The organism is Alkalihalobacillus sp. TS-13 (genome assembly GCF_019720915.1).
In the GTDB taxonomy this organism is placed as follows: domain Bacteria; phylum Bacillota; class Bacilli; order Bacillales; family Fictibacillaceae; genus Pseudalkalibacillus.
In genome coordinates this window covers 2,147,496-2,172,519 of the sequence record NZ_JAHKSI010000001.1, presented here as the reverse complement: position 1 = coordinate 2,172,519, position 25,024 = coordinate 2,147,496, and the positions used below count along the sequence as shown (strand labels likewise).

At 41.0% G+C, this 25,024-nt stretch carries 24 protein-coding genes; 18 read left to right on the top strand and 6 right to left on the bottom strand.

Translation table 11 applies throughout. The features are described 5' to 3' along the window. Window positions 1-177: 177 nt before the first annotated feature. The gene (locus KOL94_RS10655) at window positions 178-657 is read right to left on the bottom strand and encodes a GAF domain-containing protein (RefSeq protein WP_221566409.1); all 480 of its coding nucleotides are present in this window, start codon (window positions 655-657) and stop codon (window positions 178-180) included. 147 nt (window positions 658-804) lie between these two features. On the opposite strand from KOL94_RS10655, the gene refZ reads away from it, so the two are divergent. After that, window positions 805-1,485 carry a forespore capture DNA-binding protein RefZ gene (gene refZ / locus KOL94_RS10650; RefSeq protein ID WP_221566408.1) on the top strand — a complete coding sequence of 227 codons (681 nt, stop codon included), beginning with the start codon at window positions 805-807 and terminating at the stop codon, window positions 1,483-1,485. A 65-nt stretch (window positions 1,486-1,550) separates the two neighbouring features. Here refZ and hisJ read toward each other — a convergent pair whose 3' ends face one another. Further along, a complete protein-coding gene (hisJ, locus tag KOL94_RS10645) occupies window positions 1,551-2,369 on the bottom strand; it encodes a histidinol-phosphatase HisJ (RefSeq protein WP_221566407.1) in 819 nt (272 codons plus the stop codon). Window positions 2,370-2,572: 203 nt separating this feature from the next. Here hisJ and ezrA point away from each other — a divergent pair, with 203 nt between their 5' ends. Continuing rightward, the gene (gene ezrA, locus KOL94_RS10640; RefSeq protein ID WP_260412278.1) at window positions 2,573-4,288 is read left to right on the top strand and encodes a septation ring formation regulator EzrA; all 1,716 of its coding nucleotides are present in this window, start codon (window positions 2,573-2,575) and stop codon (window positions 4,286-4,288) included. A gap of 249 nt (window positions 4,289-4,537) precedes the next feature. Here ezrA and brnQ read toward each other — a convergent pair whose 3' ends face one another. Then, a complete protein-coding gene (gene brnQ, locus KOL94_RS10635; protein WP_221566405.1) occupies window positions 4,538-5,893 on the bottom strand; it encodes a branched-chain amino acid transport system II carrier protein in 1,356 nt (451 codons plus the stop codon). Between the two features lie 486 nt (window positions 5,894-6,379). Next, on the bottom strand, window positions 6,380-6,574 hold the full coding sequence (locus KOL94_RS10630) for a hypothetical protein (RefSeq protein ID WP_221566404.1): 195 nt from the start codon (window positions 6,572-6,574) through the stop codon (window positions 6,380-6,382). A 175-nt stretch (window positions 6,575-6,749) separates the two neighbouring features. On the opposite strand from KOL94_RS10630, the gene KOL94_RS10625 reads away from it, so the two are divergent. From KOL94_RS10625 to KOL94_RS10605, 5 genes are all read left to right on the top strand, one after another. Further along, the gene (locus tag KOL94_RS10625; RefSeq protein WP_221566403.1) at window positions 6,750-7,895 is read left to right on the top strand and encodes a cysteine desulfurase family protein; all 1,146 of its coding nucleotides are present in this window, start codon (window positions 6,750-6,752) and stop codon (window positions 7,893-7,895) included. Window position 7,896: 1 nt separating this feature from the next. Beyond that, on the top strand, window positions 7,897-9,105 hold the full coding sequence (gene thiI / locus KOL94_RS10620) for a tRNA uracil 4-sulfurtransferase ThiI (RefSeq protein WP_221566402.1): 1,209 nt from the start codon (window positions 7,897-7,899) through the stop codon (window positions 9,103-9,105). Between the two features lie 92 nt (window positions 9,106-9,197). Next, window positions 9,198-9,389, top strand: a complete 192-nt coding sequence (locus tag KOL94_RS10615) for an alpha/beta-type small acid-soluble spore protein (protein WP_221566401.1) — start codon at window positions 9,198-9,200, stop codon at window positions 9,387-9,389. 272 nt (window positions 9,390-9,661) lie between these two features. Continuing rightward, on the top strand, window positions 9,662-11,251 hold the full coding sequence (gene mbcS / locus KOL94_RS10610) for an acyl-CoA synthetase MbcS (protein ID WP_221566400.1): 1,590 nt from the start codon (window positions 9,662-9,664) through the stop codon (window positions 11,249-11,251). A gap of 215 nt (window positions 11,252-11,466) precedes the next feature. Continuing rightward, a complete protein-coding gene (locus KOL94_RS10605) occupies window positions 11,467-13,053 on the top strand; it encodes an amidohydrolase (RefSeq protein ID WP_221566399.1) in 1,587 nt (528 codons plus the stop codon). A gap of 33 nt (window positions 13,054-13,086) precedes the next feature. On the opposite strand, the gene KOL94_RS10600 is transcribed toward KOL94_RS10605, so the two are convergent. Next, window positions 13,087-13,884: an NAD kinase gene (locus tag KOL94_RS10600; protein WP_221566398.1), complete on the bottom strand. Its 798-nt coding sequence runs from the start codon at window positions 13,882-13,884 to the stop codon at window positions 13,087-13,089. Window positions 13,885-14,166: 282 nt separating this feature from the next. On the opposite strand from KOL94_RS10600, the gene sppA reads away from it, so the two are divergent. The 9 genes from sppA to KOL94_RS10555 all read left to right on the top strand — a co-directional run bounded on the left by sppA (window position 14,167) and on the right by KOL94_RS10555 (window position 22,673). After that, window positions 14,167-15,174, top strand: a complete 1,008-nt coding sequence (gene sppA / locus KOL94_RS10595) for a signal peptide peptidase SppA (protein WP_221566397.1) — start codon at window positions 14,167-14,169, stop codon at window positions 15,172-15,174. Window positions 15,175-15,185: 11 nt separating this feature from the next. Beyond that, window positions 15,186-15,677, top strand: a complete 492-nt coding sequence (locus KOL94_RS10590) for an RDD family protein (RefSeq protein ID WP_260412277.1) — start codon at window positions 15,186-15,188, stop codon at window positions 15,675-15,677. A gap of 578 nt (window positions 15,678-16,255) precedes the next feature. Beyond that, window positions 16,256-16,957 (top strand): DUF2953 domain-containing protein, encoded by a 702-nt coding sequence (locus tag KOL94_RS10585; protein WP_221566396.1) that lies wholly within the window; start codon window positions 16,256-16,258, stop codon window positions 16,955-16,957. Continuing rightward, window positions 16,905-17,408, top strand: a complete 504-nt coding sequence (ytfJ, locus tag KOL94_RS10580; RefSeq protein WP_221566395.1) for a GerW family sporulation protein — start codon at window positions 16,905-16,907, stop codon at window positions 17,406-17,408. The genes KOL94_RS10585 and ytfJ overlap by 53 nt, the downstream gene beginning before the upstream one ends. Window positions 17,409-17,596: 188 nt before the next feature. Continuing rightward, entirely contained in the window at window positions 17,597-18,097 is a 501-nt protein-coding gene (gene tpx, locus KOL94_RS10575; RefSeq protein WP_221566394.1) for a thiol peroxidase, read from the top strand. 178 nt (window positions 18,098-18,275) lie between these two features. Next, window positions 18,276-19,265, top strand: coding sequence for a class I SAM-dependent methyltransferase (locus KOL94_RS10570; RefSeq protein ID WP_221566393.1), 990 nt, complete (start codon window positions 18,276-18,278; stop codon window positions 19,263-19,265). A gap of 170 nt (window positions 19,266-19,435) precedes the next feature. Continuing rightward, window positions 19,436-20,623, top strand: a complete 1,188-nt coding sequence (locus tag KOL94_RS10565) for an acetate kinase (RefSeq protein ID WP_221566392.1) — start codon at window positions 19,436-19,438, stop codon at window positions 20,621-20,623. Between the two features lie 688 nt (window positions 20,624-21,311). Next, window positions 21,312-22,148: an EcsC family protein gene (locus KOL94_RS10560; RefSeq protein WP_221566391.1), complete on the top strand. Its 837-nt coding sequence runs from the start codon at window positions 21,312-21,314 to the stop codon at window positions 22,146-22,148. 12 nt (window positions 22,149-22,160) lie between these two features. Beyond that, complete coding sequence (locus KOL94_RS10555) at window positions 22,161-22,673, top strand: MogA/MoaB family molybdenum cofactor biosynthesis protein (protein ID WP_221566390.1); 513 nt, start codon at window positions 22,161-22,163, stop codon at window positions 22,671-22,673. A gap of 71 nt (window positions 22,674-22,744) precedes the next feature. On the opposite strand, the gene KOL94_RS10550 is transcribed toward KOL94_RS10555, so the two are convergent. Further along, window positions 22,745-23,059: a hypothetical protein gene (locus KOL94_RS10550; protein WP_221566389.1), complete on the bottom strand. Its 315-nt coding sequence runs from the start codon at window positions 23,057-23,059 to the stop codon at window positions 22,745-22,747. A 149-nt stretch (window positions 23,060-23,208) separates the two neighbouring features. Here KOL94_RS10550 and KOL94_RS10545 point away from each other — a divergent pair, with 149 nt between their 5' ends. Both KOL94_RS10545 and ald read left to right on the top strand, forming a co-directional pair. Next, window positions 23,209-23,373 (top strand): hypothetical protein, encoded by a 165-nt coding sequence (locus KOL94_RS10545; RefSeq protein ID WP_221566388.1) that lies wholly within the window; start codon window positions 23,209-23,211, stop codon window positions 23,371-23,373. A gap of 377 nt (window positions 23,374-23,750) precedes the next feature. After that, window positions 23,751-24,875 (top strand): alanine dehydrogenase, encoded by a 1,125-nt coding sequence (gene ald, locus KOL94_RS10540; RefSeq protein ID WP_221566387.1) that lies wholly within the window; start codon window positions 23,751-23,753, stop codon window positions 24,873-24,875. Window positions 24,876-25,024 lie beyond the last annotated feature (149 nt).

Here is a 25,024-nt window from a genome sequence, read left to right as displayed (position 1 = left end):
GCGGGAAAAGCCCTTATGAGTTAGCCCACGTAGAACCAACTCTTTGTTTGGTTCGAGCCTCCTCGTCAGTCTTCCAGTGGCCTACGTGACTAAGCAGGTCGCTTCCGCTTTCCGTTTGCCTGCGGAAGGGGAGTGAATTTCGCAAAAATCAACAATAAAGTATCATAAAGCCTTAGATCAAAGAAATTCTCTCAACGTTTGCACATATTTTTCAAGATGCTTTTTGTCAATTTCATCAAAACGTGATGTGACAGGACTATCAATATCGAGAACACCAATCACTTTTTCGTTTTTGACAATTGGCACGACGATTTCGGACCTTGAGGCTGCATCACAGGCAATGTGTCCAGGGAATTGATGAACATCATCAACAAGCATCGTCTTGTTTTCTTTTACTGCAGTTCCACAAACTCCTCTCCCCACAGGAATTCGTACACAGGCAGGTAACCCTTGAAACGGTCCTAACACTAACTCGTCATCCTCCAACAGATAGAACCCAACCCAATTGACTTCGTTAAGGAATTGATTTAATAGTGCTGAGGCATTTGCAAGGTTTGCTATTTGATTTGTTTCACCTTCCAATAATGCTTTCAATTGTTTGTTTAGTAATTCATAATTTTCTTCACGATTTCCCGCGTATGATTCGACGTGAAACATGAGCATTCCCTCACAATCCTAAGAAATTAGTCTTATCATATCAGAATTTGCAGAAACATTCACCTCATATGTCGAGGGATTTTCAAAGGATTTCTATAGGAAAAGAAGAAAGGTGTTAGTAATGATTGTATATTGAGGTGATTTGCCATGAAGAAGGCGTTATCCATCACCAAAGAAAAAGTCGCAGAATCAGCCGCAGCCCTTTTCAATAACAATGGTTATGCCGGGACTTCTGTTCGTGATATTGCCGAAAAAGCTGGAGTGAATGTCTCTCTCATCTCTTACTATTTTGGTGGAAAAAGAGGACTGCTTGAATTTTTGATGTCGTCATTCCTGGAAGGGTATCTTCAGGTATTGCAAGACGCTTATGAAAGACTGGAAAAGGATTCTGCACGGACTTGTCTGATCCGTTTGATTGAAGAGGTCATTATTTATCAACAAGGCCGATCACAGGCTGCAAGGCTTGTTCATCGTGAAATCAGCATCGATACCACACTCATCCGTGAGATCATGACGACCTATCTCATGAAGGAAAAATTTTACTTGACTACGATCCTTGAACAAGGTGTGAAACAGAAGGAGTTCAAGCCGTGTTCGAAAAACATGGTGACGATGCAGTTGAGAAGCATGCTGTTCATGCCGTTTTTATATCCCCAATATGTTAAGGAAATCTACCAATTCTCGGTCAACGATCGCTATTTCACATCCAAATATTCAAGCGCCCTACAAGATTGGGTGAATGATACGTTGTGTATCCAATATGATTCTGAATCGATTTCAGGAAAGGATAAAGAAAAATTAGCAAATTCAAGTATTGGAGCAGGCTGATCTTGCTCCATTATGAAACAATTTAGGCGAAAACAGCCTGAAAATTAAAGCGCCGCTTCAGCCTCTTATCTAGGCTGTGAGAGCGGTGCTTCTTTCTGTATTTTATCTAGACCTTGTCCCAGTTCTCCAGCTCTATGTGCATCTGAGCCATAGACAAGAGGGATGTTTCTTTTCAAGGCTTCTGAAATAATCCAATCTGGGGGATAAGGTTCCCGACATAAAGGTTTATTTACACCCGAACCATTATAGTCTAACTGCAATTTTTCTTCTGAAAACAAATCAAGAGTTTCTATGATCTCCTCCTTATTGATAGCGTCGTTCGGATATTTTTTTTGAAACTTCATTACTAGACTGATATGTCCGATTCGTTTTGGTTTATATGCACCTAATTCGGCTTTAACTGATTTCTTCAATGTATCGTAATAGAGTGTATACAAATTGTGGATGGAGCCTGTTTCTTTTAGTATCTTACCGTAAACATCCGGGCTGTAATCCATGCAATGATAACCGTTTTTTGTTTTTAAGAAATGGACAGACAAGATCGAATCATCCAAGTAAGGACCATAACGATCTAAAAACGATGTGGTTTCGCTTTCGAACTCTTCAATGTAATCAATTTCGAGTCCGGTCTTAATACGGAGATCATTCTTATATTCTTTCTTTAGCTGAGAAAGGTGATGAATGTAATTTTCGAGCTTATCAAGCTGCATACCGCTGTCTTGATCTGGAGTAGGGTCACTGAATCCTGATGGCAAGGGGGCATGCTCAGTGAATGTCATACCCTTGTATCCAAGTTCGATTGCATGTTCAATGTACTGATTGAACGTGTCTTTAGTGCCATGCGGACAGTATGGTGTATGGATATGGCCGTCAAAGATATTCATGATCATCCTCCTGAAATGGTACTTTTGTAAGAAAAAAGCAATTTTTTATCAAATTTTCGAAAAAATGTAGTTATAAAAGTAGCAGACATGGTATTATAGTAGTTACGATGAACGCCGAATCTGAATGAAATTTGGAGAAAAACGTACAAATATGTCGATATTTATATAAGTCTAATATACATAATTGAAAAAGGGAAGAAAGGATGGTCCCTGTGATATATATTTTTATAGCACTGATCGTGTTAGTTTCAGTATTCATAGCATTCGGTACATACACTCGAAAGAAAATTTATGATCAAATTGATCACCTGGAAACACAGAAAGTCAATATCATGAATAAACCTTTGTCTGATGAGATCGCGAAAGTGAAAGCATTGGAGATGATAGGGGAAACCGAAAAGAAATTCGAGGTTTGGCGTGAAGAATGGGACGACATCGTTACCCTCCAACTTCCTAGTCTTGAAGAGAGTCTATTTGATGCTGAAGATGCCTCGGATAAATATCGATTCAAAAAGGCAAGAGGCATTCTGAGTGACACTAGGAAATCACTTTTTAGTATAGAAGAGAAGATAGAGGAGATTTCATCTGAAATCAATGAATTCGTTGAAAGTGAAGAATTGAACCGAAAAGAAATCGGTGAGCTTAAAGAGAGCTATAAAGAATTAAGGAAGCATCTTCTCACCCATTATCGAGCACTCGGTCCATTGGTTGAGACCTTTGAAAAGCGACTGGAGAATATTTCGGCAGATTTCACTAGTTATGATGAAGAGACTGAAAATGGAAACCACATTGCAGCACGTACCTACATCATACAGCTTGATGAAAAGATCCGTCGCTTGCAATATGAACTGGAAGTCGTGCCAGAGTTGCTGTATCAACTACAATCTGAGATTCCTGAAACGATCAAACAGTTGAAGGAAGGTCTGAAGGAAATGTCAGACCAAGGATTCCGTGTCGAGCAGCTCGGTGTTGAAAAAGAACTTGAAGTCATCGATTATGCGTATCAGATCGTAACGGAAAAAGTGAATGACGTCGATATAGAGGATGCTCAGGAAGAGATTTCTCAAATGAATAAGAAAATCGAAGAGCTTTATGATCGGCTTGAAGCAGAAGTTCTAGCCAAGCAATATGTGATGACAGATGGCAAACAAGTACAAGCTGATGTCGAGGAGCTTGGGACAGAAATCAACAAGATGAAAGAAGAGACGAACGTGGTTCGGTTAAGTTATCAGATCGAACAAGAAAACATCGATCTTCAAGAACGCCTGGAAACATCATTTGAAAAATTGGAAAAAAGAGTCGGGGCGATTTTTCATTCTGTTGATGAAAACAACCAGTCCTTTACATCACTTAAAGAGATGCTGGAAAGTGTAACAAAACAACTTGAGGATCTTCGGGAAATGACAGAGATCTATCAAGAAAAGCTGCAAAATCTTCGTAAAGATGAACTGGAAGCTGTGGAAAAAATCCATGAATTCCGCAAAAAGCTGATTGATGCTAAAAAGGAAATCCATCGTAATAATTTACCTGGCTTGCCGGAACAGTATTACGCGTCACTTCATGATGCTGAAACCAAATTACAAACTGTTTCAATGAAACTGAATGATAAACCATTGCAAATGGCTGAAGTTCTTCATAGGTTGATTGAAGCGGAAGAAGCCATTGATGATGTCCATACTAAAACGTATAAACTGATTGATCGAGCAATTTGGGCAGAGCGATTGATCCAATATGGAAACCGTTATCGCAGACAGTATGTAACAGTCGCTGTAAAACTTTCCGAGGCTGAACAATCGTTCCGTACCTTTGATTATGAAGAAGCGATGGAACATGCAGCAGAGGCTCTTCATACAGTGGATCCTCAAATCATTAGAGATCTTGAAGAAAATTATCAACAAGAGTTTGAAAAAGTATATTGACTTTTAAACGGACCTTTCCAAACAATCAAATTGGAAAGAGTCCGTTTTTTATTGCCTGTTTTCTAAAAGTTTGTTGTTAATTAAAAAATGAATACCTATAGAAGTGGGAATTTCCTGCGTGACCGAACGAGAAGGGTTGCGGACTACCTGCGGAAAGCTAGTTCCACGATCATTACAATAGAATTGTGAAAAACAACAAACCTAAAAAAAGAACCAGCCATTCGCTGGTTCTAATAAAAATACGGTTATTTATGCTTTATTGAAATCTGCGTTATCAATTATCTGAGATTTTGAACGCCCGATGATATATCCGATAATTGCACCGATTAATGAAGGTGTGATCCATCCGACACCTTGCTCAAATAAAGGAAGATATGCACTCATGATGTCGGTAATAGCTGTAATGTTCACGTTCAATTCATTCAATGAATCGAAAATACTGACAACCCCGGCTCCTAGTAATCCACCGATATATACTTCGCGATAGCCGCCGAATTGTCGATGGAAGAAGGAATAAAAGATAAGTGCAATGGCAAGTGGATAGATTCCTATCAATACTGGTAAAGTCATGTTGATCAATTGAGTAAGTCCGACATTAGCGACAGCTGCACTGAACACACATAATATGCCGATAATCAGTTTGTACGGTACAGTCGGCATGAGTCCATTGAAATACTCTCCACATGCTGTCACAAGTCCAATTGATGTAGTTAGGCAGGCGAATGTAATCGCGATAGCCAGCAGGACGATTCCGAACTGACCAAATAACACATCCGCTGCTCCTGTAAGAATGGTTCCACCATTATCACTTTCTCCAAGAACATTCCTGCTCGTTGCTCCGATATAGGCTAGTGATAGATAGACTAACGCGAGTCCACTGACAGCAATGAATCCTGCTTTCGTTGTTGCTTTTGCAATTTCTTTTTTATCAGAAACCCCTCTGGATTTTACAGCATTGATGACTACAATCCCAAAGACTAGTGCTGCGATCGCGTCCATCGTCAAATAGCCATTGATGAAACCGTTGAAGAATGGAGTCGATGTATATTCACCTGATGGATTTGAAAAACTGCCCATAGGATTAACGATGCCTTTAATTACAATCAGTCCAATAACAACGATGAGTATCGGCGTCAAGATTTTACCAATACGATCAACAAGCTTGGTCGGATTCAAAGCAAACCAAAATGTAATACCGAAAAAGATGACTGTGTAAATGAATAAAGACATACCGTTTGGATTGACTGTTTCAGGCAAGAACGGAACAGCGCCTATCTCAAATGCAACTGTGCCTGTTCTCGGAATTCCGAAAAATGGACCAATAGCTAAATAGATTAATGTGGAAAAAATAATTGCAAAAGACGGGTGCACGCGACCAGCCAGATCTCTTAATGTTCCGCCTGTCAGGCCAATTGCCACAATACCCAAAAGTGGCAGGCCGACACCTGTGATCAGAAAGCCCGAGATAGCCGTCCATACGTTGGTTCCTGCTGTTTGACCAAGTAAAGGAGGGAATATCATATTACCAGCCCCGAGGAATAAAGCGAACATCATAAGCCCGATCGTAAATGTATCCTTAAAAGAAAGTGATTTTGTAGATTTCATGCTGTAAAACCTCCGTGACAATTATCGACTGAAATCATTAAGTTTTCTAAAATCGGTTAAAGCTTAACACAATCTTTACGAAAAATAGATACTTTAGTAAAAAGTTGAAAGATTGTTTTGATTTGAAATATTTGTACATCTCTTATTTACTAAAGAATGTTTAAGTTTTCTATTGAAAATAGAATCGTGTGCTTGATTAGGAAAGGACTTCGCTGTTAAAAACATTGTCATAATATGTCGAATAGCACTGATTAAATTCTCATGTTTGGAATCCAATCTAGATATGATATTATTAAACGATGCAATGAAATAATTTTTGGCATTGTTATACGTTATTATTGATTTTTGCGAAATTCACTCCCTTTCTGCGGGCAAACGAAAAGCGGAAGCGACCCGGTTAGGCACGTAGGTCACTGGAAAACGGACGAGGAGGCTGGAACCAAACAAAGACTTGATTCTGCATGGGCTAACTCATAAGGATGTCAATCAATGTGTTGCCGCCGCTGGAAGTTTGAGTGATCCAAGTGACTGGTCGCTGAGCTGGACATCACTTTCCTGTATTAACCCACTTCCGCAAGCTTCCTCACTTGCACAGGATCTCAACACAAAAATGAAATCATTTTCGTGTCTGCTATGAAAATTCTTAGAAGCTTTCCTTCTGCTGACTTCGACGTTCACCATAGGACGTGGTGGTATTTAGTCGAAGTTCATTATTATAGTCGAAGATCCTTTTAAAAAAGATGGGGTCTTGCCTAGGTCCCTTTTCCCGCAGGAGTGTCGCGAATTTCGATAAAATTTAGTCAGAAATCAACCGTATTATTTAACAAAGCCGATTATTAAAGGGGTAAAGGAAATAATGATTTATTTCGACAATAGTGCGACAACCAAACCTTATCCTAAAGCGATGAAGACATATATGACCGTGGCTGAGAACTATTTCGCCAATCCTTCTTCGATCCACCGTTTAGGAGGCGAAGTGGAAAAGCTGATAAGTACAGCCCGGAAGCAAATCGCAGATCTTATTCGTGTCAACCCTGCAGAGATTGTATTTACATCTGGAGGTACGGAAGCGAACAACCTGGCGATCAAGGGGATTGCACTTCGTCATCAGACACGGGGCAAACATTTGATTACCACTGAAATTGAGCATGCTTCGTGTTATGAATCATTCAGGCAGTTACAGCAGTTGGGATTCGATGTCACTTTTTTACCTGTGGATCGAAAAGGTTGTGTCTCTGTTCAAGATCTGCAAAACGAAATCAGGAATGATACGATTCTTGTTTCTGTCATGCATGTAAACAATGAGCTTGGAACGGTTCAACCCATACAAGGTATCGGCAAGTTATTGAATGAACATCCGAAGATCTTTTTCCATGTCGATCATGTTCAAGGCATAGGGAAAGTTCCTATTCAGTATGAACAATCTGGTATTGATTTATGTTCCTTTTCGAGCCACAAATTCCACGGGCCAAAAGGTGTCGGGTTCCTATATGTCCGGAGCGGAGTGACATTATCCCCACTTCTTCACGGAGGTTCACAGGAATTCAAACATCGAGCTGGGACAGAAAATATACCTGGAATCATCGCAATGGCAAAAGCGCTTCGTCTAACAATAGAAAAATCAAAATATGAGATGGACAACCTTGTTCAGTTAAAGGACTATATACGGAAGCAGCTATCTGAAATTGAAGGTGTATTCCTTAACACGCCAGAGGATTATAGTGCACCACATATTATTAATTTTTCTGTTCCGGGTATCAAGCCAGAGGTGTTGATCCATGCTTTAGAAGAAAGAGGTGTATTTGTTTCAACAAAATCTGCATGTTCCTCCAAATCGACTGATGTCAGTAGAGTATTGGAAGCGACCGGATATGAATTGGAACGAGCCAGCAGTGCGATACGCGTAAGTCTCAGCTTTGAAAATACACGTAACGAGGGAGAAAGATTCATCCAAATCCTTCTAGAAGTCATCGATAACTTAAAGAAAGTAATGAGGGAATAATATGATTTACGACCACATCATAGTCAAATACGGAGAATTATCACTTAAAGGGAAAAATAAACATCACTTTGTGAATCAATTAAGGGATACAATCAGAAGGAAGTTGAAGCCATATGAAGGTGTTACTGTGAAAAAAGCCTTCGATCGTATGGTTATTGAACTGCATGGGGCTGATCACGAACTGATTGTGGAGAAATTACAAGAAATTTTCGGGATCCAAGGTTTGACTCTTGCTGTAAAGTGCGACCTAGAATTGGAAAATATCCAAAAAACAGCACTTGAGGCTTTAAAACAAGCTGGCCCTGCTGTCAAGACGTTCAAAGTTTCAACCAAAAGGAATTACAAGCAATATCCGCATGATTCCCAGGAATTGAACCATTTGATTGGTGGATACGTACTAAAGAATTCTGAAGACATTACAGTGGACGTCCATCATCCAGATGTAGAAATCAAAGTGGAAATCAAACCCGAAGCGACTTATATCAGTTGTATCGACTATCCTGGTGCTGGGGGATTACCGATCGGCAGCAGTGGAAAAGTCATGTTGATGTTATCTGGCGGAATTGATAGTCCTGTGGCAGGGTACTTGACAATGAAACGTGGCATCCGTGTTGAAATGGTCCACTTCCACAGCCCTCCATTCACAAGCGACCGGGCAAGACAAAAGGTTGAGGATCTGACTCAAGTTCTTACGAAATATGGTGGAGCAATCAAGATGCATGTCGTGCCATTTACAGATGTGCAAAAAGCAATTAAAAAACAAATTCCTGATAACTACAGCATGACGATCATGCGGCGTTACATGCTTCGTATTACAGAAAAACTAGCTGCCCAAAATGATGCGCTAGCGATAGCAACAGGTGAAAGTTTAGGACAGGTTGCCAGTCAAACCTTGCCGAGCATGAATACGATCAACGAGGTGACGAACCTTCCGATCATTCGACCGTTGATTACAATGGATAAAATTGAAATTATGGAAATATCAAGAAAGATTGGCACGTATGATATCTCGATACGACCATACGAGGATTGTTGTACAGTGTTCTTGCCGTCTGCTCCAAAAACGAAACCAAGACGAGAAAAAGCGAATCGATTTGAGCAATATATGGAAATCGATACACTTGTCGAAGAGGCTGTAAATAATACGGAAACTGTTCACTTTAAAGAGGAAACTGAAACCCGTGACAATGCGTTCGAAGACTTATTTTAACCAATGATTTTCTTATCAAGATTTACCACCTAGAAGCGAGTATTAATTCGCCTCTGCCTCCGTAACCTATGGGTACAAAGGAGGTGAATATCATGGCTCGTCAATCAAACAAATTAGTAGTACCTGGAGCTCAACAAGCTCTTAACGCTATGAAGACTGAAATTGCTTCTGAATTTGGAGTGCAACTTGGTCCTGACTCTTCAGCTCGTGCAAACGGATCTGTTGGTGGTGAAATCACTAAGCGTCTAGTTGCTATGGCTCAAGGTCAACAACCTCAAAAGTAACACACCTTCTACAACATAATACTGATGGAAAACAGGTCAGCATCTGATGCTGGCCTTTTTTGTGTCAGGATCGTTTTTAGCGAAATCCACTTCTTATCAGGGGGTATTGCTATCTTGACGCTAAGTGGACAGAATACCTCGAAAAGTGAACAGAATATGCCAAGAAGTGAACAGATTTAGCCTATATGTTCTCCTTTATCAAATCAAAATGAAAATATTCCAAAAATTATGTATAATAGAAGATGAAATTAATACATAAGGAGGCGTCAGCTTTGTACAACCAAACCTTAATAGCTCCTCAACAGTACAATGCAGCTGAAGAAATGGAAAAGTATGCGAAAGACCCTTCGCGTGTCGCGATCAAGTGGCGCAACGAACAGGGTGCTGTAGATGAAATCACGTACAAAAAATTATTTAATCAAGCAAATGACCTTGCAAAAGCCTTACTTAGCTTAGGGTTAAACAAAGGTGATCGTGTTCTCGTAATGATGCCGCGTCTGATTGATACGTATAAAGTATACCTAGCGATTTTGAAAGCAGGTCTTGTTGTCATCCCATGTTCCGAGATGCTCCGACCGAAAGATTTAAGCTATCGAATCAATCATGGTGAAGTGAAAGCGGTCATAGCTTATGAACCATTGACTTCACTTATTGATGACATTAAAGATCCTGTTGAAAGTTTGGAATATAAAATTACGGTTGGAGGAAAAGCCGAGGGATGGTCTACGATTGAAGAAGTGACAGAATCCTTTGACCCATCCCTTGGATTTCCAACTACGAACAGTGCTGACATGGCATTCCTCTCATATACCTCTGGAACGACTGGTCAGCCTAAGGGCGTCGTTCACACACATGGATGGGCCTATGCTCATATCCGGACTGCGGCAACATCGTGGCTGAACATTAAAGAAAATGATATCGTATGGGCCACTGCTGGACCAGGATGGCAGAAGTGGATTTGGAGTCCATTTGTGTCTGTGCTAGGTACAGGAGCGACTGGTTTTGTCTACAATGGAAAATTCGATCCGAACACATATTTAGATCTGTTGGAGAAAAATCAAATCAACGTACTTTGCTGTACACCAACGGAATATAGATTGATGGCGAAAGTCGATAACTTGAAGGAGTATGACCTTTCAAGCTTAAGAAGTGCTGTTTCTGCCGGAGAACCTTTAAATCGGGAAGTTATCGATATTTTCCGGAACTATTTCAACGTGACCGTACGTGATGGATACGGACAGACAGAAAACACGCTGCTTGTAGGTATAGTTGAAGGAATGGAAGTCCGACCTGGATCAATGGGGAAACCTACACCTGGAAACCATGTAGAAATCATCAATGAGGAAGGACAACCTGCTCAGGTCGGCGAGGTTGGAGATATTGCCGTTCATCGAGATGTGCCTGCACTATTCAAGGAATATTATAAAGATCAAGAACGGACAAAAATGGCATTCCGTGGGGATTATTATCTTACGGGTGACAAAGCGAAGAAGGATGAAGATGGGTACTTCTGGTTTGAGGGTAGAGGTGATGACATCATCATCAGTTCTGGTTATACGATTGGACCGTTTGAAGTCGAAGACGCACTCGTTAAGCATCCGTCAGTTAAAGAATGCGCTGTAGTAGGAAGTCCTGATGAGGTACGTGGGAATGTCGTCAAAGCCTTTATTGTTTTGAAAAATTCATCAGAAGCGTTGTCTGAAGACTTGATACCAGCTCTACAGGAACACGTTAAAAAGCTGACAGCACCATATAAGTATCCGCGTAAGATCGAATTCGTCGAGGAACTTCCGAAGACTACTTCAGGTAAAATACGCCGGATCGAATTGAGAATGAAAGAAAACAAAACGACTGTAAACTAGAAAGAAGGACCGGATTAGCCGGTCCTTTTTTAAGTGCACAAACTGACCATATCCATAGCAATACCCCGCACATTGGAAACGCAATTTGCTTTTTCGAGGAACTAAGCCCTTAGCTGTACGGAAGGATTGGCTTTGCAAATTTTCTTTGTTTATGGATTTACAATTAAATCTTAGGTATGCTGATTACAAATAGGGATAGTAATTGAGGTGTGATTATGAAAACATTATGGACAAATGGCACCATCTATACAATGAAACATGAGTTCGATAAAGTCGAAGCTGTTTTAGTTGAAGGCGATACAATTATCGACTGCGGTGACCGTTCACGCATTGAAAAGGATCATAAAATTGATCAAATAGAGAATTTAGAAGGGGCAATCATGTATCCGGGATTTGTCGATAGCCATCTACATATGATTGGGCATGGAGAAAAACTGTTACGATTGGATCTTTCGGAAGTGATGTCTGCTGAAGAAATGAAGATGACCTTGAAAGAGAAGGTCTATTCTACCCCTGTCGGTGATTGGATCATTGGTGAAGGATGGAACGAAAACAATTTCATGGATCGAAAGATATTTCATCGCTTCGAGCTTGATGAAATTGCTCCACATCATCCGATGATGCTGACCCGAATCTGCCGGCATGCTCTGCTTGCCAACTCTAAGGCTTTGGAGCTTGCAGGAATAACAAAAGATACAGAGGACCCGCCAGGAGGAGTCATTGTACGGGATACAAATGGTGAACCTACGGGATATCTGCTGGATAAAGCTCAAGAATTAGTAAAGGATGCCCTGCCAAAAGTGACCGAGGATTATCTTCATCGTGCGTTAACTACGTCTGTTCAAGATCTTACGAGTCTAGGGCTTGTCGGCGGACACAGTGAGGATCTCAATTATTATGGGGGATTCAAACGGACGTACAAAACTTTTTTGGAAGTCATCAATCCAGATCAACTTCAGTTCAAAGCAAATCTTTTGGTTCATCATGAAGTTGTTGCAGACATGCATGAGGAAGGTTTGAAGTTTGGGGTATCGAACGGATTTGTCGAGCTCGGTGCGATGAAGATTTTTGCTGATGGAGCTTTAGGTGGCAGGACAGCCTACTTGAGTAAACCTTATAATGATATGCCTGAAACGTATGGGGTGGCGATCCACTCATTGACAGACCTTAAAGAACTCGTTAAAAAGGCGCGTCATTATCAGATGCCAGTCGCAATCCATACAATTGGGGACCTTGCGTTAGAATTTGCTCTTTATGCGGTTGAAGAGAATCCACCTCCTGCAGGCTTAAGGGATCGTTTCGTCCACGGACAGGTTGTACGACCAGACCTCATCGAGCGTTTGAAAAAGGTTCCTGTAATCATTGATATACAGCCACATTTCGTGGCATCTGATTTCCCGTGGGTCATTGAACGTCTTGGGGAAGGCAGGATGAAATACAGCTTTGCATGGAAAACGTTATTAAAAGAAGGAGTTGCATGTGCTGCTGGTTCCGATGCACCAATCGAAACTGCAGATCCTCTACTGACGATCTATGCTGCAGTCATGCGTAAAAAGCATGGTGATAAACATGAGGGATTTTATCCGGAGCAAAAATTATCAGTATATGAAGCGGTTGAATTGTACACGAAAGGAAGCGCATATGCTATTGGAAAAGAAAATGAAACAGGCATGATCGATAAAGGATTCAATGCAGATTTCACAATTTTGAATGAAGACCTGTTCCATATTGATCCAGAAGCGATTCCGAATGTCAAAGTAGCGAAAACGGTCGTTAACAATATCATTGTTTATCAAGGATAAAAAACTCCCCTCGCAGGGAGTTTTTTACGGGACTTATAAGAAACTACGCTTGACCTTATGCCAGAAGGAATTATCCTTCAGCTTAACAGTCTTGATCCTTTTATCGGAAAGGCGAATGTTGATGGAACCGGGCTCTCGTATACTGAGCGCTTCGTTATCCATCGCTATGATCGGGAAGTTGTTCCCTTCGTTTACAAGCCGGATATCGAGTGATCTTGAATCACTTAAAATGAAAGAACTACCAAGGGTGCGATAATGATTATTGTTGATCGACGCTACTTCGCTGATTTGCATACATGGAAGTTTCGGGTCCACGATCGCCCCGTCTAACGACTTGTTGTATGCTGTACTTCCAGTCGGTGTCGATATGATCATGCCATCTCCTTTAAACCGTTCAAAAAATAAATCATCGATATACAAATCTAATGAAAGAGTTTTGATGATGCCTGATCGAATCGAACATTCATTCAAGCAATAAAATGAAGCATCGTTTTCCATGTTAACTTTTATGGTCGGATATCTGCGGACCTCTACCTGTTCATTCAGCATTGCATCTATCATTCCTGAAATGTCTTCGATGTCGAAGTCACAATAAAATCCTAATTGACCGGTACTTACACCGACATAGAGAGCATCTTCACGAAATCCAGTTTGCCTGACAGCTTGAAGGAATGTTCCATCTCCCCCGATACTAGCGATGATGTTAGCATTGTCCGCTTGCTCCACCAATGTAAATCCATTATCAATGGCGAGGTTCTTCAACCGGATAATCTGTTCTTCAAACTGGCTGCCTTTCCTATAGAAAAAATGGATATTCTTTCGTTCTGACATCATAAACCTCCTATGAGTTCCTTTAATATCTAATGTTACCCGATTCTTCTTATTGTTAGGGTAATTGTAAGCGAAATTTGCGACACTCTTGCGGAAAAGGAGTGAATTTCGTAGCAAACACCTATAGAAACTAATAGATCATATCATTAAAAATTACACATACTATTTTTATCTTCGTTTTTAAAAAAGTTTTTGTCAAATTATCATCATTCAAATTGAAAATATGATATTCTAACAAGGATTGGTCATTCTTACCAATGTAATAATGCTAGGAGGCTTCTTATGAATGGAAAACGTTGGGCAGCACTAGGAATTGCAGCAGTACTTTTCATAGGATCCATCATCATGAATGGATTATCGTCCGCTGCATCTGATAACTTGACGAACTTACAAGGCGGAGGATTTTTAGAAGATGATCCGTTTGTCGAAAAGGTCGTCGAGCAAGGGAGCGATAAGCAGAACATTGTACTCTTGAACGTCGAGGGGGTCATTCAAGACACTGGTGATGCGACATCATTCTTCCAGTCACCAGGATATAATCACCAGAGGTTTCTTGATATGCTTGAGCATGCAGGAGAGGACAAAAATGTAGAAGGAATCATCATTCGGGTTAATAGTCCAGGAGGCGGCGTGGTTGAAAGCGCAGAAATCCATGATGCGATCACTACTGTGCAAAAGGAACATAAAAAACCGGTTTACATATCGATGGGGAATATGGCTGCGTCAGGGGGCTACTATATTTCAGCTCCTGCGGATAAAATCTTTGCCCATCCATCAACATTGACAGGTTCATTAGGTGTCATTATTCAATCGATGAATTATGGAGAATTAGCTAATAAACTTGGGGTAAAATGGGAAACGGTCAAGAGCGGCGCTCATAAAGATATCCTATCCCCTACACGTGAAATGACAGATGAGGAAAGGGAAATCTTACAATCCATCGTCGATAATTCCTACAATCAATTCGTCGATGTCATCGCTACGGGCCGGGAGCTCTCTGAAAATAACGTAAGAGAGTTGGCGGACGGCCGGGTATACGATGGACAACAAGCAAAGAAAGCAGATCTAGTCGATGAACTTGGTAATTTAGATGATACGATCAATGCAATGAAAAAAGATCTTGGGAATTCCCATTTGAATGTCATCAAGTATGAAAATCGCCTTGGTTGGAATTCTTTCCTGAATATGACCGCACAAAAATTGTTCCAGCCTAATGGAGATCTATTAGGGATACAAGAATTGATGAGTCAAACAAATACACCGCAAATCAAATATTTATATACGGAATAGGAGGGATTGGATTGGACCAAACATTATCAGGTGAAGGACATTTGCCAGAGCCCTCTCAGACCTTGAACTTGGGTAATACAAACACTGTATATGCTGGATTTTGGATCCGGTTCTGGGCGTACCTCTTAGACTTGCTTGTCATTTGGAGTCTAAACAGTCTGATCGTTAAGCCGATATTGGTATTGTTTGATTTGCCATTATCTGATGGAGGTATGTTTTCATTAAAGGCAGTAATAGCTGCAATCATCTTCTACAGCTATTTTGTATTGATGACTCGTTTCTTCGGTCAGACATTAGGAAAAATGCTTTTTGCGATAAAAGTAGTACCAAAAGATTTGAATGAAAATATACCATGGATCACTCTGCTTTTTCGAGAAGTGATCGGTCGATTTATCAGTAAAACCGTCTTCTTGATCGGATATATCATCGCTGGTTTTACAAATGAAAAACAATCGTTGCATGATATATTCGCAGACACGAGAGTCGTCCACACTCGAAAATAGGTATTGTTAAAGACCTGTCAGTACATAATGCTGATAGGTCTTATTTTTTTACAATGGTTAAAGTTGATTGAGATTAAGTTCAAAAGCGAAATTCGCGACACTCCTGCGGGAACAGCGAGCCAGGCAAGACCCCACTCTCTTTAAAAGGATCTTCGACTATAATAATGAACTTCGACTAAATACCACCACGTCCTATGGTGAACGTCGAAGTCAGTACATCCTGTACAAGTACGTCCTGTGGTGAACGTCGAAGCCAGCAGAAGGAAAGCTTCTAAGAATTCTCATCGCAGACACGAAAATGATTTCATTTTTGTGTTGACATCCTGTGCAAGTGAGGAGGCTTGCGGAAGTGGGTTAATGCAGTGAAGTGATGTCTAGCTCAGCGACCAGTCACTTGGATCACTTCAAACTCCCTGCGGCGGTGACAGCCTCCTCGTCAGTTTTCCAGTGACCTACATGACTAATCGGGTCGCTTCCGCTTTTCGTCTGCCAACGGAAAGGGAGTGAATTTCGCACAAATCAATATTTTAACCAAAACATAGTGAAACAGTCTGTTCAGAGACTTCGGGGTGATCCTCATGTGGTATTGGATTATAGGAATCATACTGGTTATCAGTTTGATGATAGGTATCCTTATGATCAGCCGGGTACGGGTAACCATCAAATATGTCCATCAAGGAAACGATGATACGTGTCTTATACAAGCCCACTTTTTAAAAGGGTTATTCGACTATTCTTGGGAAATTCCATTGAATAATATAAACCTCGAAGATGATGGACTTATGCACATGAAATACGATACTGAAGCAGAAATCGGCAATAAGAAGCTTCATGATACGAAAGAAAGGACCTTCGAGGCTGAATCCTTGATTGATCGAGCGCGTGAAACGAAAGCGCTGCTGGATTCTGTCTATCAACTAGGTAGCATCGTCCGTAAATTTTTGAAAAAAGTAACGATTGAAGAATACCAATGGATCAGTACAGTTGGTACCGGGGATGCTGCTTCAACTGGAATTTTTGCCGGGGTGTTATGGACGATTAAGGGTAGTGTGGCAGGATTTCTAAGCTTTGCAACACGAATGGAAAAACCGCCTGTCCTTGAGGTTACGCCTTCTTTTCAAGCCCCTGTTGTGCAAACGAATTTATTATGTATGTTTTCTTTTCGAATCGGGCAAGCTATGCTCGCAGCATATCTGATCGTAAAAAATTGGAAGGGAAGGAAAAATCATGTCAGAACATCCAATTCAGGGCTTGATGCAAACAGCAATGGAAAATATTAAAGAAATGATTGACGTGAATACAATTATCGGGGATCCAGTCGAAACACCGGACGGAAGTGTGATTCTAACAGTTTCAAAGGTTGGTTTTGGATTTGCAGCTGGGGGAAGCCAGTTCAGTGCTTTAGGCAATTCAGGTCAATCAAAAAGAGATTCTTCAGAGGGAGAATCACATCCTTTTGGCGGTGGTAGCGGAGGCGGTGTTTCCATTACGCCAATCGCGTTTCTGATTGTGAATTCTTCTGGAGTAAAGACAATCCATCTCGATAATAGTACACATTTGTACGAACGGCTTCTTGACTTAGCGCCTCAAGTAGTAGATCGAGTACAAAGGATGATGAACAATAGTGGCTTTCAGATGAAATCTGATTCGAATAAAAATCAACAATCGAACAACAATAATCAGACACAGCATCAGACTGAAAGACGCCAAAAGCAAGATTTAGATTTTTAAATAGTGTATGGTGCAGGGCAAGCTCAAAACATGAGCAGCCCTTTTTTTTATCTTGGGTGTATGGTACTCGAGAAGGCTTTATAAGACTCTTCCACGTGACTACATAACTACATATTACTTGAAACAAAATTTCAGAAAGTTTACCATTAACGTGTTAGAATACCTTTTAAAACAAGGAGTTGTTAATGATGGCTAATGTAACATTTAAACAAAACCCAGTAACACTATTAGGAAATGAAGTGAAAGTAGGGGATACAGCTCCTGACTTCAAAGTATTGGCAAACGACATGTCTCCTGTAACGTTGGATGATACAAAAGGTTCTGTAAGATTGATCAGTGTCGTTCCATCTGTCGATACTGGTGTATGTGATCAGCAGACGCGCCGGTTTAACGAAGAAGCGGCAAAGCTTGATAATGTAAAAGTATTGACTGTAAGTGTTGACCTGCCGATGGCTCAAAAGAGATGGTGTGCTGCTGCTGGTGTAGAAAACCTTCAAACACTCTCAGATCATCGTGACCTTTCATTCGGTAAAGCTTATGGAGTAGCAATTGAAGAACTACGTCTTTTGACACGTGCTGTATTCGTTATCGACTCTAACGATAAAGTGACATATGTTGAGTATGTTAGTGAAGCGACGAACCATCCGGATTATGAGGCGGCGATTGAGGCTGCTAAGTCTGCTCAATAATCTAGAATTTCACCAATAAGGATAATAGTAAACAAAAAGGGGTTAACCTCCAGAGTTTGGTCATCGGTCCGAACATTTGGGTGGTTGCCCTTTTTTAAGGCGGAAATCATGTTTTCATTCGGTGATTTCTTGGTGGTTTGTTACAATAGTGCTAGTTGTAAGATAGGAGGAATTTTACATGGCTGATTTTAAGAAAGTCGAATCATTCTATAGATTATTACACGAAACGGCAACGATCCTTTCTGAGAAAGAACAGACTACATATCTTGATGGTCTGATCATGACTGGAGAAAACCTGGTACAGGGTGGTATGCCTGATAAGTTTGATGAGCAAACCAAGAATGATCTCATCTACAAATATGAATCGATTACATTAGATGAATTATCCAAGGAAGAAATCCGCAAAGGATACCAATTGGCGATCTTGCAAGGAATGCAAAAGGGCGTGCAGTCCCAACATGCAATGACACCTGATGCTGTTGCTCTCTTCGTTGGCTATTTAGTCGAAAAGGCTATGAACAAAAAAGAAAGGATTACACTTTTGGACCCAGCAATCGGGACTGGGAACCTTGTGTCAGCATTCCTAAACCAAACGAAAAAGAAAGCCTTCAGCTATGGTTCAGAGGTTGATGAAACGTTGATCAAACTTGCTTATGTCAATCTGAATGCTCAGGAGCATGATATTCAGCTTTATCATCAGGACAGCTTGCAATCTTTGATGATCGATCCAGTTGATCTTGTCATCACAGATCTGCCAGTCGGGTATTATCCAAACGACGAGATGGCCACCAAATACCGCTTGAAGGCTGACAAGGGTCACTCATTTGCCCATCACTTGATGATTGAACAAGCGCTTAACCATACAAAAGAAGGAGGATTCCTTTTCTTCTTGATCCCGAACGTCTTATTTGCAGGCGATGAAGCTCAGAAGTTGAACAAGTACCTTAAAGAACATGCAGTCATCCACGGGCTTCTCCAATTACCGTTGACGATGTTTAAAAAGGAAGAACAGGCGAAAAGTATCTTTTTCATCCAGAAAAGAGGTCAAGGTGTAGCAGCTCCTAAGGAAGCATTGATGGCAGAGCTTCCTAGCTTTTCGGATCCAAAAGCACTGCAACCGATCATGACAAAAATCGATGCCTGGTTTAAGACTTCATTTACTGGTTAACTTAAACATACAAGGAAAGTATCGGGAGACTATATGAAATCGGATTCAAATCTGAAAATAACGAATATTAATGGAAAACGTTTTCCTTCCTTGCAGGAAACCATCGACCGGTGGTTTAATGGTAATTGGTTTTTGGGAATGAACTTGAACAACGAAGGAGTTGTCTATATATGAGAAAGGTGCTCGCCATTAATGCCGGAAGTTCATCACTGAAATTTCAATTATTGAAAATGCCTGAGGAAGAAGTAGTTACCAAGGGGCTTGTCGAACGTATCGGGATTCCTGATAGTGTTTTTACAATTGAAGTGAACGGTGAAAAGGTAAAAGAAGTGACAGATATCGAGAACCATGCAGTTGCGGTTAAAATGCTGTTAGATAAACTTATGTCTCATCAAATCATCGGTTCTTACGATGAAATTGAAGGGATTGGACACCGAGTTGTACACGGCGGTGAAAAATTCAATGATTCTGTGTTGATTACAGAAGAGATCATCAAGGAAATTGAAGAGGTGTCCGACTTAGCACCGCTTCATAATCCTGCAAACATCGTAGGTATTCGGGCATTTAAAGAAATCCTGCCCGATGTGCCTGCTGTAGCAGTGTTTGATACTGCGTTCCATCAAACGATGCCAGAGCAATCCTATTTGTATAGCCTTCCTTATGACTACTATAAGGAATATGGTATCCGTAAGTATGGTTTTCATGGGACGAGCCATAAATATGTTTCTCAACGTTGTGCGGAATTATTAGGAAGACCGATTGAACAGTTACGGTTGATTTCTTGTCACCTTGGAAATGGTGCGAGTATCGCTGCGATTGAAGGTGGGAAATCAATCGATACTTCTATGGGCTTCACACCGCTTGCTGGTGTAACGATGGGTACCCGTTCAGGGAACATTGACCCAGCACTCATCCCATACATCATGGAGAAAACAGGCAAAACCGCTGAAGAAGTGATGAATGTCCTCAATAAAGAAAGCGGACTGCTTGGAGTATCCGGTTTTTCCAGTGATTTAAGAGATATTGAACAGCAAGCCGCAGCTGGAAACGAAAGAGCTGAGCTGGCACTTGAAGTTTTCGGAGGAAGAATTCATAAATATATCGGCTCTTACGCTTCAAAAATGCATGGAATCGATGCAATCATTTTCACAGCAGGAATCGGTGAAAACAGTGATGTCATCCGCGAGCGAGTCCTTAAAGGCCTTGAATTCATGGGGGTTTACTGGGATCCGGCATTAAACAAGGTTCGTGGAAAGGAAGCATTCTTGAACTATCCACACTCCCCAGTAAAAGTACTGATCATCCCTACAAACGAAGAAGTGATGATTGCAAGAGACACAGTACGACTTGCCCAATAAAATATTTTCAGATTAAGAACTTCACCGTGGTGGTGGAGTTCTTTTTTTACAGTTATGATTTTCATATAGTTGATTTAACTGAAACCTCAAAAATGCAGAAGAGGGTAAAGATCTTTAGGATAGGCTTAAGATGTTGATTTCATACGAAATTTACGACACTCCTACGGGCGAGCCAGGCTAGACCCCACTGTTTTTAAAAGGAACTTCGACTATAAAAATGAACTTCGACTAAATACCACCACGTCCTATGGTGAACGTCGAAGTCAGTACATCCTGTACAAAGTACGTCCTGTGATGAATTCGAAGCCAGCATAAGGAAAGCTTCTAAGAATTCTCATCGCAGACACGAAAATGATTTCATTTTTGTGTTGAGATCCTGTGCAAGTGAGGAGGCTCGTGGATATAGGGATCATGCACGGACGTGACGTCCAGCTCAGCGGCCAGTCAATTGGATCACTTTAAACTTCCTGCTGCAGCGACAGCTTCCTCGTCAGTCCTCTGGTGACCTTCGTGACTAAACGGGTCGCTTCTGCTTTTCGTTGCCCGCGGAAAGGGAGTGAATTTCGAATAAATCAACCTCATTATTGCTCCCACAAGTACTTGACTCAATCGTTTTCTTCATAGGTATTATTGTCTTCGGACTAATTTTGGTATAATGAATGAAACGTTCTTAGTGGAGGTGTTCGGTATGGAATGGTCGCAGAACGAGAAGCAAGTTTGGTCTTCAATCGAAAAATGGGAGCAAGAATATTTTACATATGTTCCGACTGACTTCAACAGGACTTACGAAAAAACCTTTGACGATGCTTTTAATAGGATCAGTCCTAAAATTCGTGACAAGGTCCTTCAAACAATTGATAACCTGCTTTTTCATTTGCATTCCATCATCTTGAACTCGCAATTTCAGCAAGATACGAAGCAGCGGGTGTTATTGGCTGCTCAATCGATGAACAAAGAGGTAGAAGTTTGGGAAGATGTACAGGATTGCAAAATCGAACAACTTCGATACATAGCTCAACATCAAGTAGCGAAACATAGACTGCTTTCTTTTGCTCAGGGTGGCCTTTCTGGAGCTGGAGGTATATTATTTTTAGGAATTGACATCCCGGCAAGCATTGCTGCACACTTGAGATCGATTCAAGTACTTGCTCTTTCGTACGGGTATTCAATCAACCAACCTTATGAAACAATGCTGTCCTTGAAGTTGTTCCATGCGGCCACTTTACCTAAACAGCATCAGCAGGAAGCCTGGGAGCAGCTGATGAGCGAGGTGTTGGATCAGGAAATCAATCCCTATTTCTTTGAGTCAGATGAACTGGTTGCTGACAGCCAATGGATGCGGCATCTGGTTGGTTTGATCGGTAAAGGAATGGTCCTCTTCATGTTAAGGAAACGCTTGATCCAGGGTATTCCGCTGATGGGGATGGTATATGGTGCAACAGCAAATTACCAGCTTTCAAGGCAGATCACAGACTTTGCTAATCAGTTTTATCAGAAACGTTGGTTATTAGAGAAACATAACTAAGGGTGATATGTGATGAGTGTAGAGGAACACAAACAGGAAGCACCAGATCATGTTCGGGTGATGGTCATTACCGTAAGTGATACCAGAACAGAAGAAACGGATAAGAGTGGGAAGTATATTTTGAATGCTCTTGAGGAGTACGGTCACACAATTTCCTCTTATAAGATCGTAAAAGATGAGTCGATGGTTCTTCATGAGGTATTGAAGAGCGGAACAAGTGATTCCGAAACGGATGTTATCATCATGAATGGTGGGACTGGTATAGCGCAACGGGATATTTCTGTTGAGGTTGTCTCAGAACTTCTCGATAAAGAAATTCCTGGTTTCGGGGAACTCTTCAGGATGTTGAGTTACACAGAGGATATCGGTTCAGCAGCGATCTTGAGCAGGGCAATTGCCGGTGTCTCGAATTACACGGCGATCTTTTCAGTACCGGGTTCAAGTGGTGCAGTAAAGCTTGCTATGAATAAACTGATTCTTCCTGAAATAAATCATGTGGTTCGGGAAATAAGGAAAGATTTATGAAGAGGATGACTCGATCGGGGTCATCCTTTTCACTTTAATTTAGTAATGTCTTTAAGCATGAGCGAGCTTGTTTAAAAATGACTTTTTCTCGTGATTCGATTATCTGCCCGATACCAAATCCAGAGATCATTGATGATAGAAGCCAAGTCTGATATCTCAGAATTCAGCTCACAAGAACGTTCAAAGTCTTCTTCTCGATAAAGTTGGCTTTGTCTATCGTTGATTTCATTTTCGAGTTCCTTGATCCTATCAGGAATTTTACCCCGGATCGTCTCCCATTCAGCTAAGATCAATTCTTGTGTTTCTTTTGGATAGTTGTCCCAAGAGCGCTCAAGCAATGGCAATCTGATCCCTAAACGCTCATCTACCGTAAATGTATAAGTCATTAGTCATTCCTCCTGCATACACATCATTGTACATAAAATGGTGATATTCGGCTATCCTCAACAGATCACATTCCCTCATATTGGTTCAAATAACAAATGAGTTCCTTTCACATACTAAACACGAAGTTATGAGAAGGAGGCGACTCAACATGGATAAACAACCGGGTAAAAACCGACAGTATCAATTTGAAACCGATGGCGAAATGGAAGTTCAACAACAGATCATGCAATCCTATCAAAGTGGCGTCATCGACCAGACAAGCCCCCAAAACGTCCAAAAACAACATAAAGAAGATGAAAACCATTTGACATGAATTTTTCACATTGAAGAAAGCATAAAATACTTTCTTCAATATAAGTGCAACTAAAGCTCAGACTGCGCCAAAGGCTTGGTTTTGCCAAGTTTTCTTTATAGGTTGACCTATATGGTGTCTGACTAATAAGCGTCAGGCACTAACATAGGGTTAATAAACTCCCTATGAAAACATTCCAAAACCGTACTTTAATTATTATTTTGTGTTATGATGGCAACGTATGGAAAAGGCGTAAAAAATGCGCTTATTACAGTCATTCAAACGATATTTCCTCTTTTTCTTTTTGGCATTTGGTGTTATCTTTAAATGGCAGTCATCTAGGACTGGGTTCAAGCATTATTTGTATTGAAGATTTGTTGATTTAGGAGGTCGCAAAAATGCGTATTGGTGTACCAAGAGAAATTAAGAACAATGAAAACCGTGTGGCAATGACCCCTGCTGGAGTGGTCAACCTGACAACATCCGGGCATGAGGTTTTCATTGAAAAAGATGCAGGACTTGGCTCAGGTTTTACAAATGAACAGTATCATGAAGCTGGAGCAGTGATCGTAGATACTGCAACAGAAGCTTGGAGTATGGAAATGGTGATGAAGGTTAAAGAACCATTACAGGAAGAATACCAATATTTCCGCGAAGGACTTATTTTATTTACATATTTACATTTAGCTGCTGAACCTGAATTAACAAAAGCGCTGATTGAAAATAAAGTGGTTGGTATTGCGTATGAAACTGTACAGCTTCCAAACCGGAGTCTTCCATTGTTGACACCGATGAGTGAGGTAGCAGGAAGAATGGCTACACAAATTGGTGCATCTTTTCTGGAAAAACCTCATGGAGGAATGGGAATCCTGCTTGGGGGAGTCCCTGGAGTGCACAGAGGTAAGGTAACAGTAATCGGTGGGGGAGTTGCAGGGACGAATGCAGCGAAGATCGCTGTCGGTCTTGGTGCTAGTGTTACTGTCATCGACTTGAATCCAGAGCGTCTTCGCCAGTTAGATGATATTTTCGGTTCTGATATCAATACCTTGATGTCTAATCCTTTGAACATCGCCGAGTCAGTAGTGGAGTCAGATCTTGTTATCGGTGCTGTGCTGATTCCTGGTGCTAAAGCGCCTAAATTGGTTACTGAAGAAATGATCCAGTCAATGAGAAAGGGATCGGTTCTTGTTGATGTGGCAATCGACCAGGGTGGTATTTTTGAGACAACAGATCGTATTACAACACATGATAATCCGACGTATGAAAAACATGAAGTTGTCCATTACGCTGTTGCAAACATGCCAGGTGCGGTTCCGCGTACTTCTACGCTTGCATTGACGAATGTCACAGTCCCATATGCATTACAAATTGCAGATAAGGGCTATGTGAAAGCATGCAGTGATAACGAAGCGCTTCTTAAAGGAATAAATACGCTCGAGGGTTATGTTACTTATGAGGCTGTATCACAAGCACACGGATTGGAATATAACGATGTAAGAGAAATGCTCGCAAATAAAAGATAGATCGAATTGACCTGAGACTGGCACTGTTGTGTCAGTCTTTTCTGGTATTAATATGAGTTTTGCCTATGACTTTGAGCGGTTTGGTTTATCATCTACTCTTGCTATGATTTTAAGCGAAATTCACGACACTCATGCGGGAAAAGCGAGCC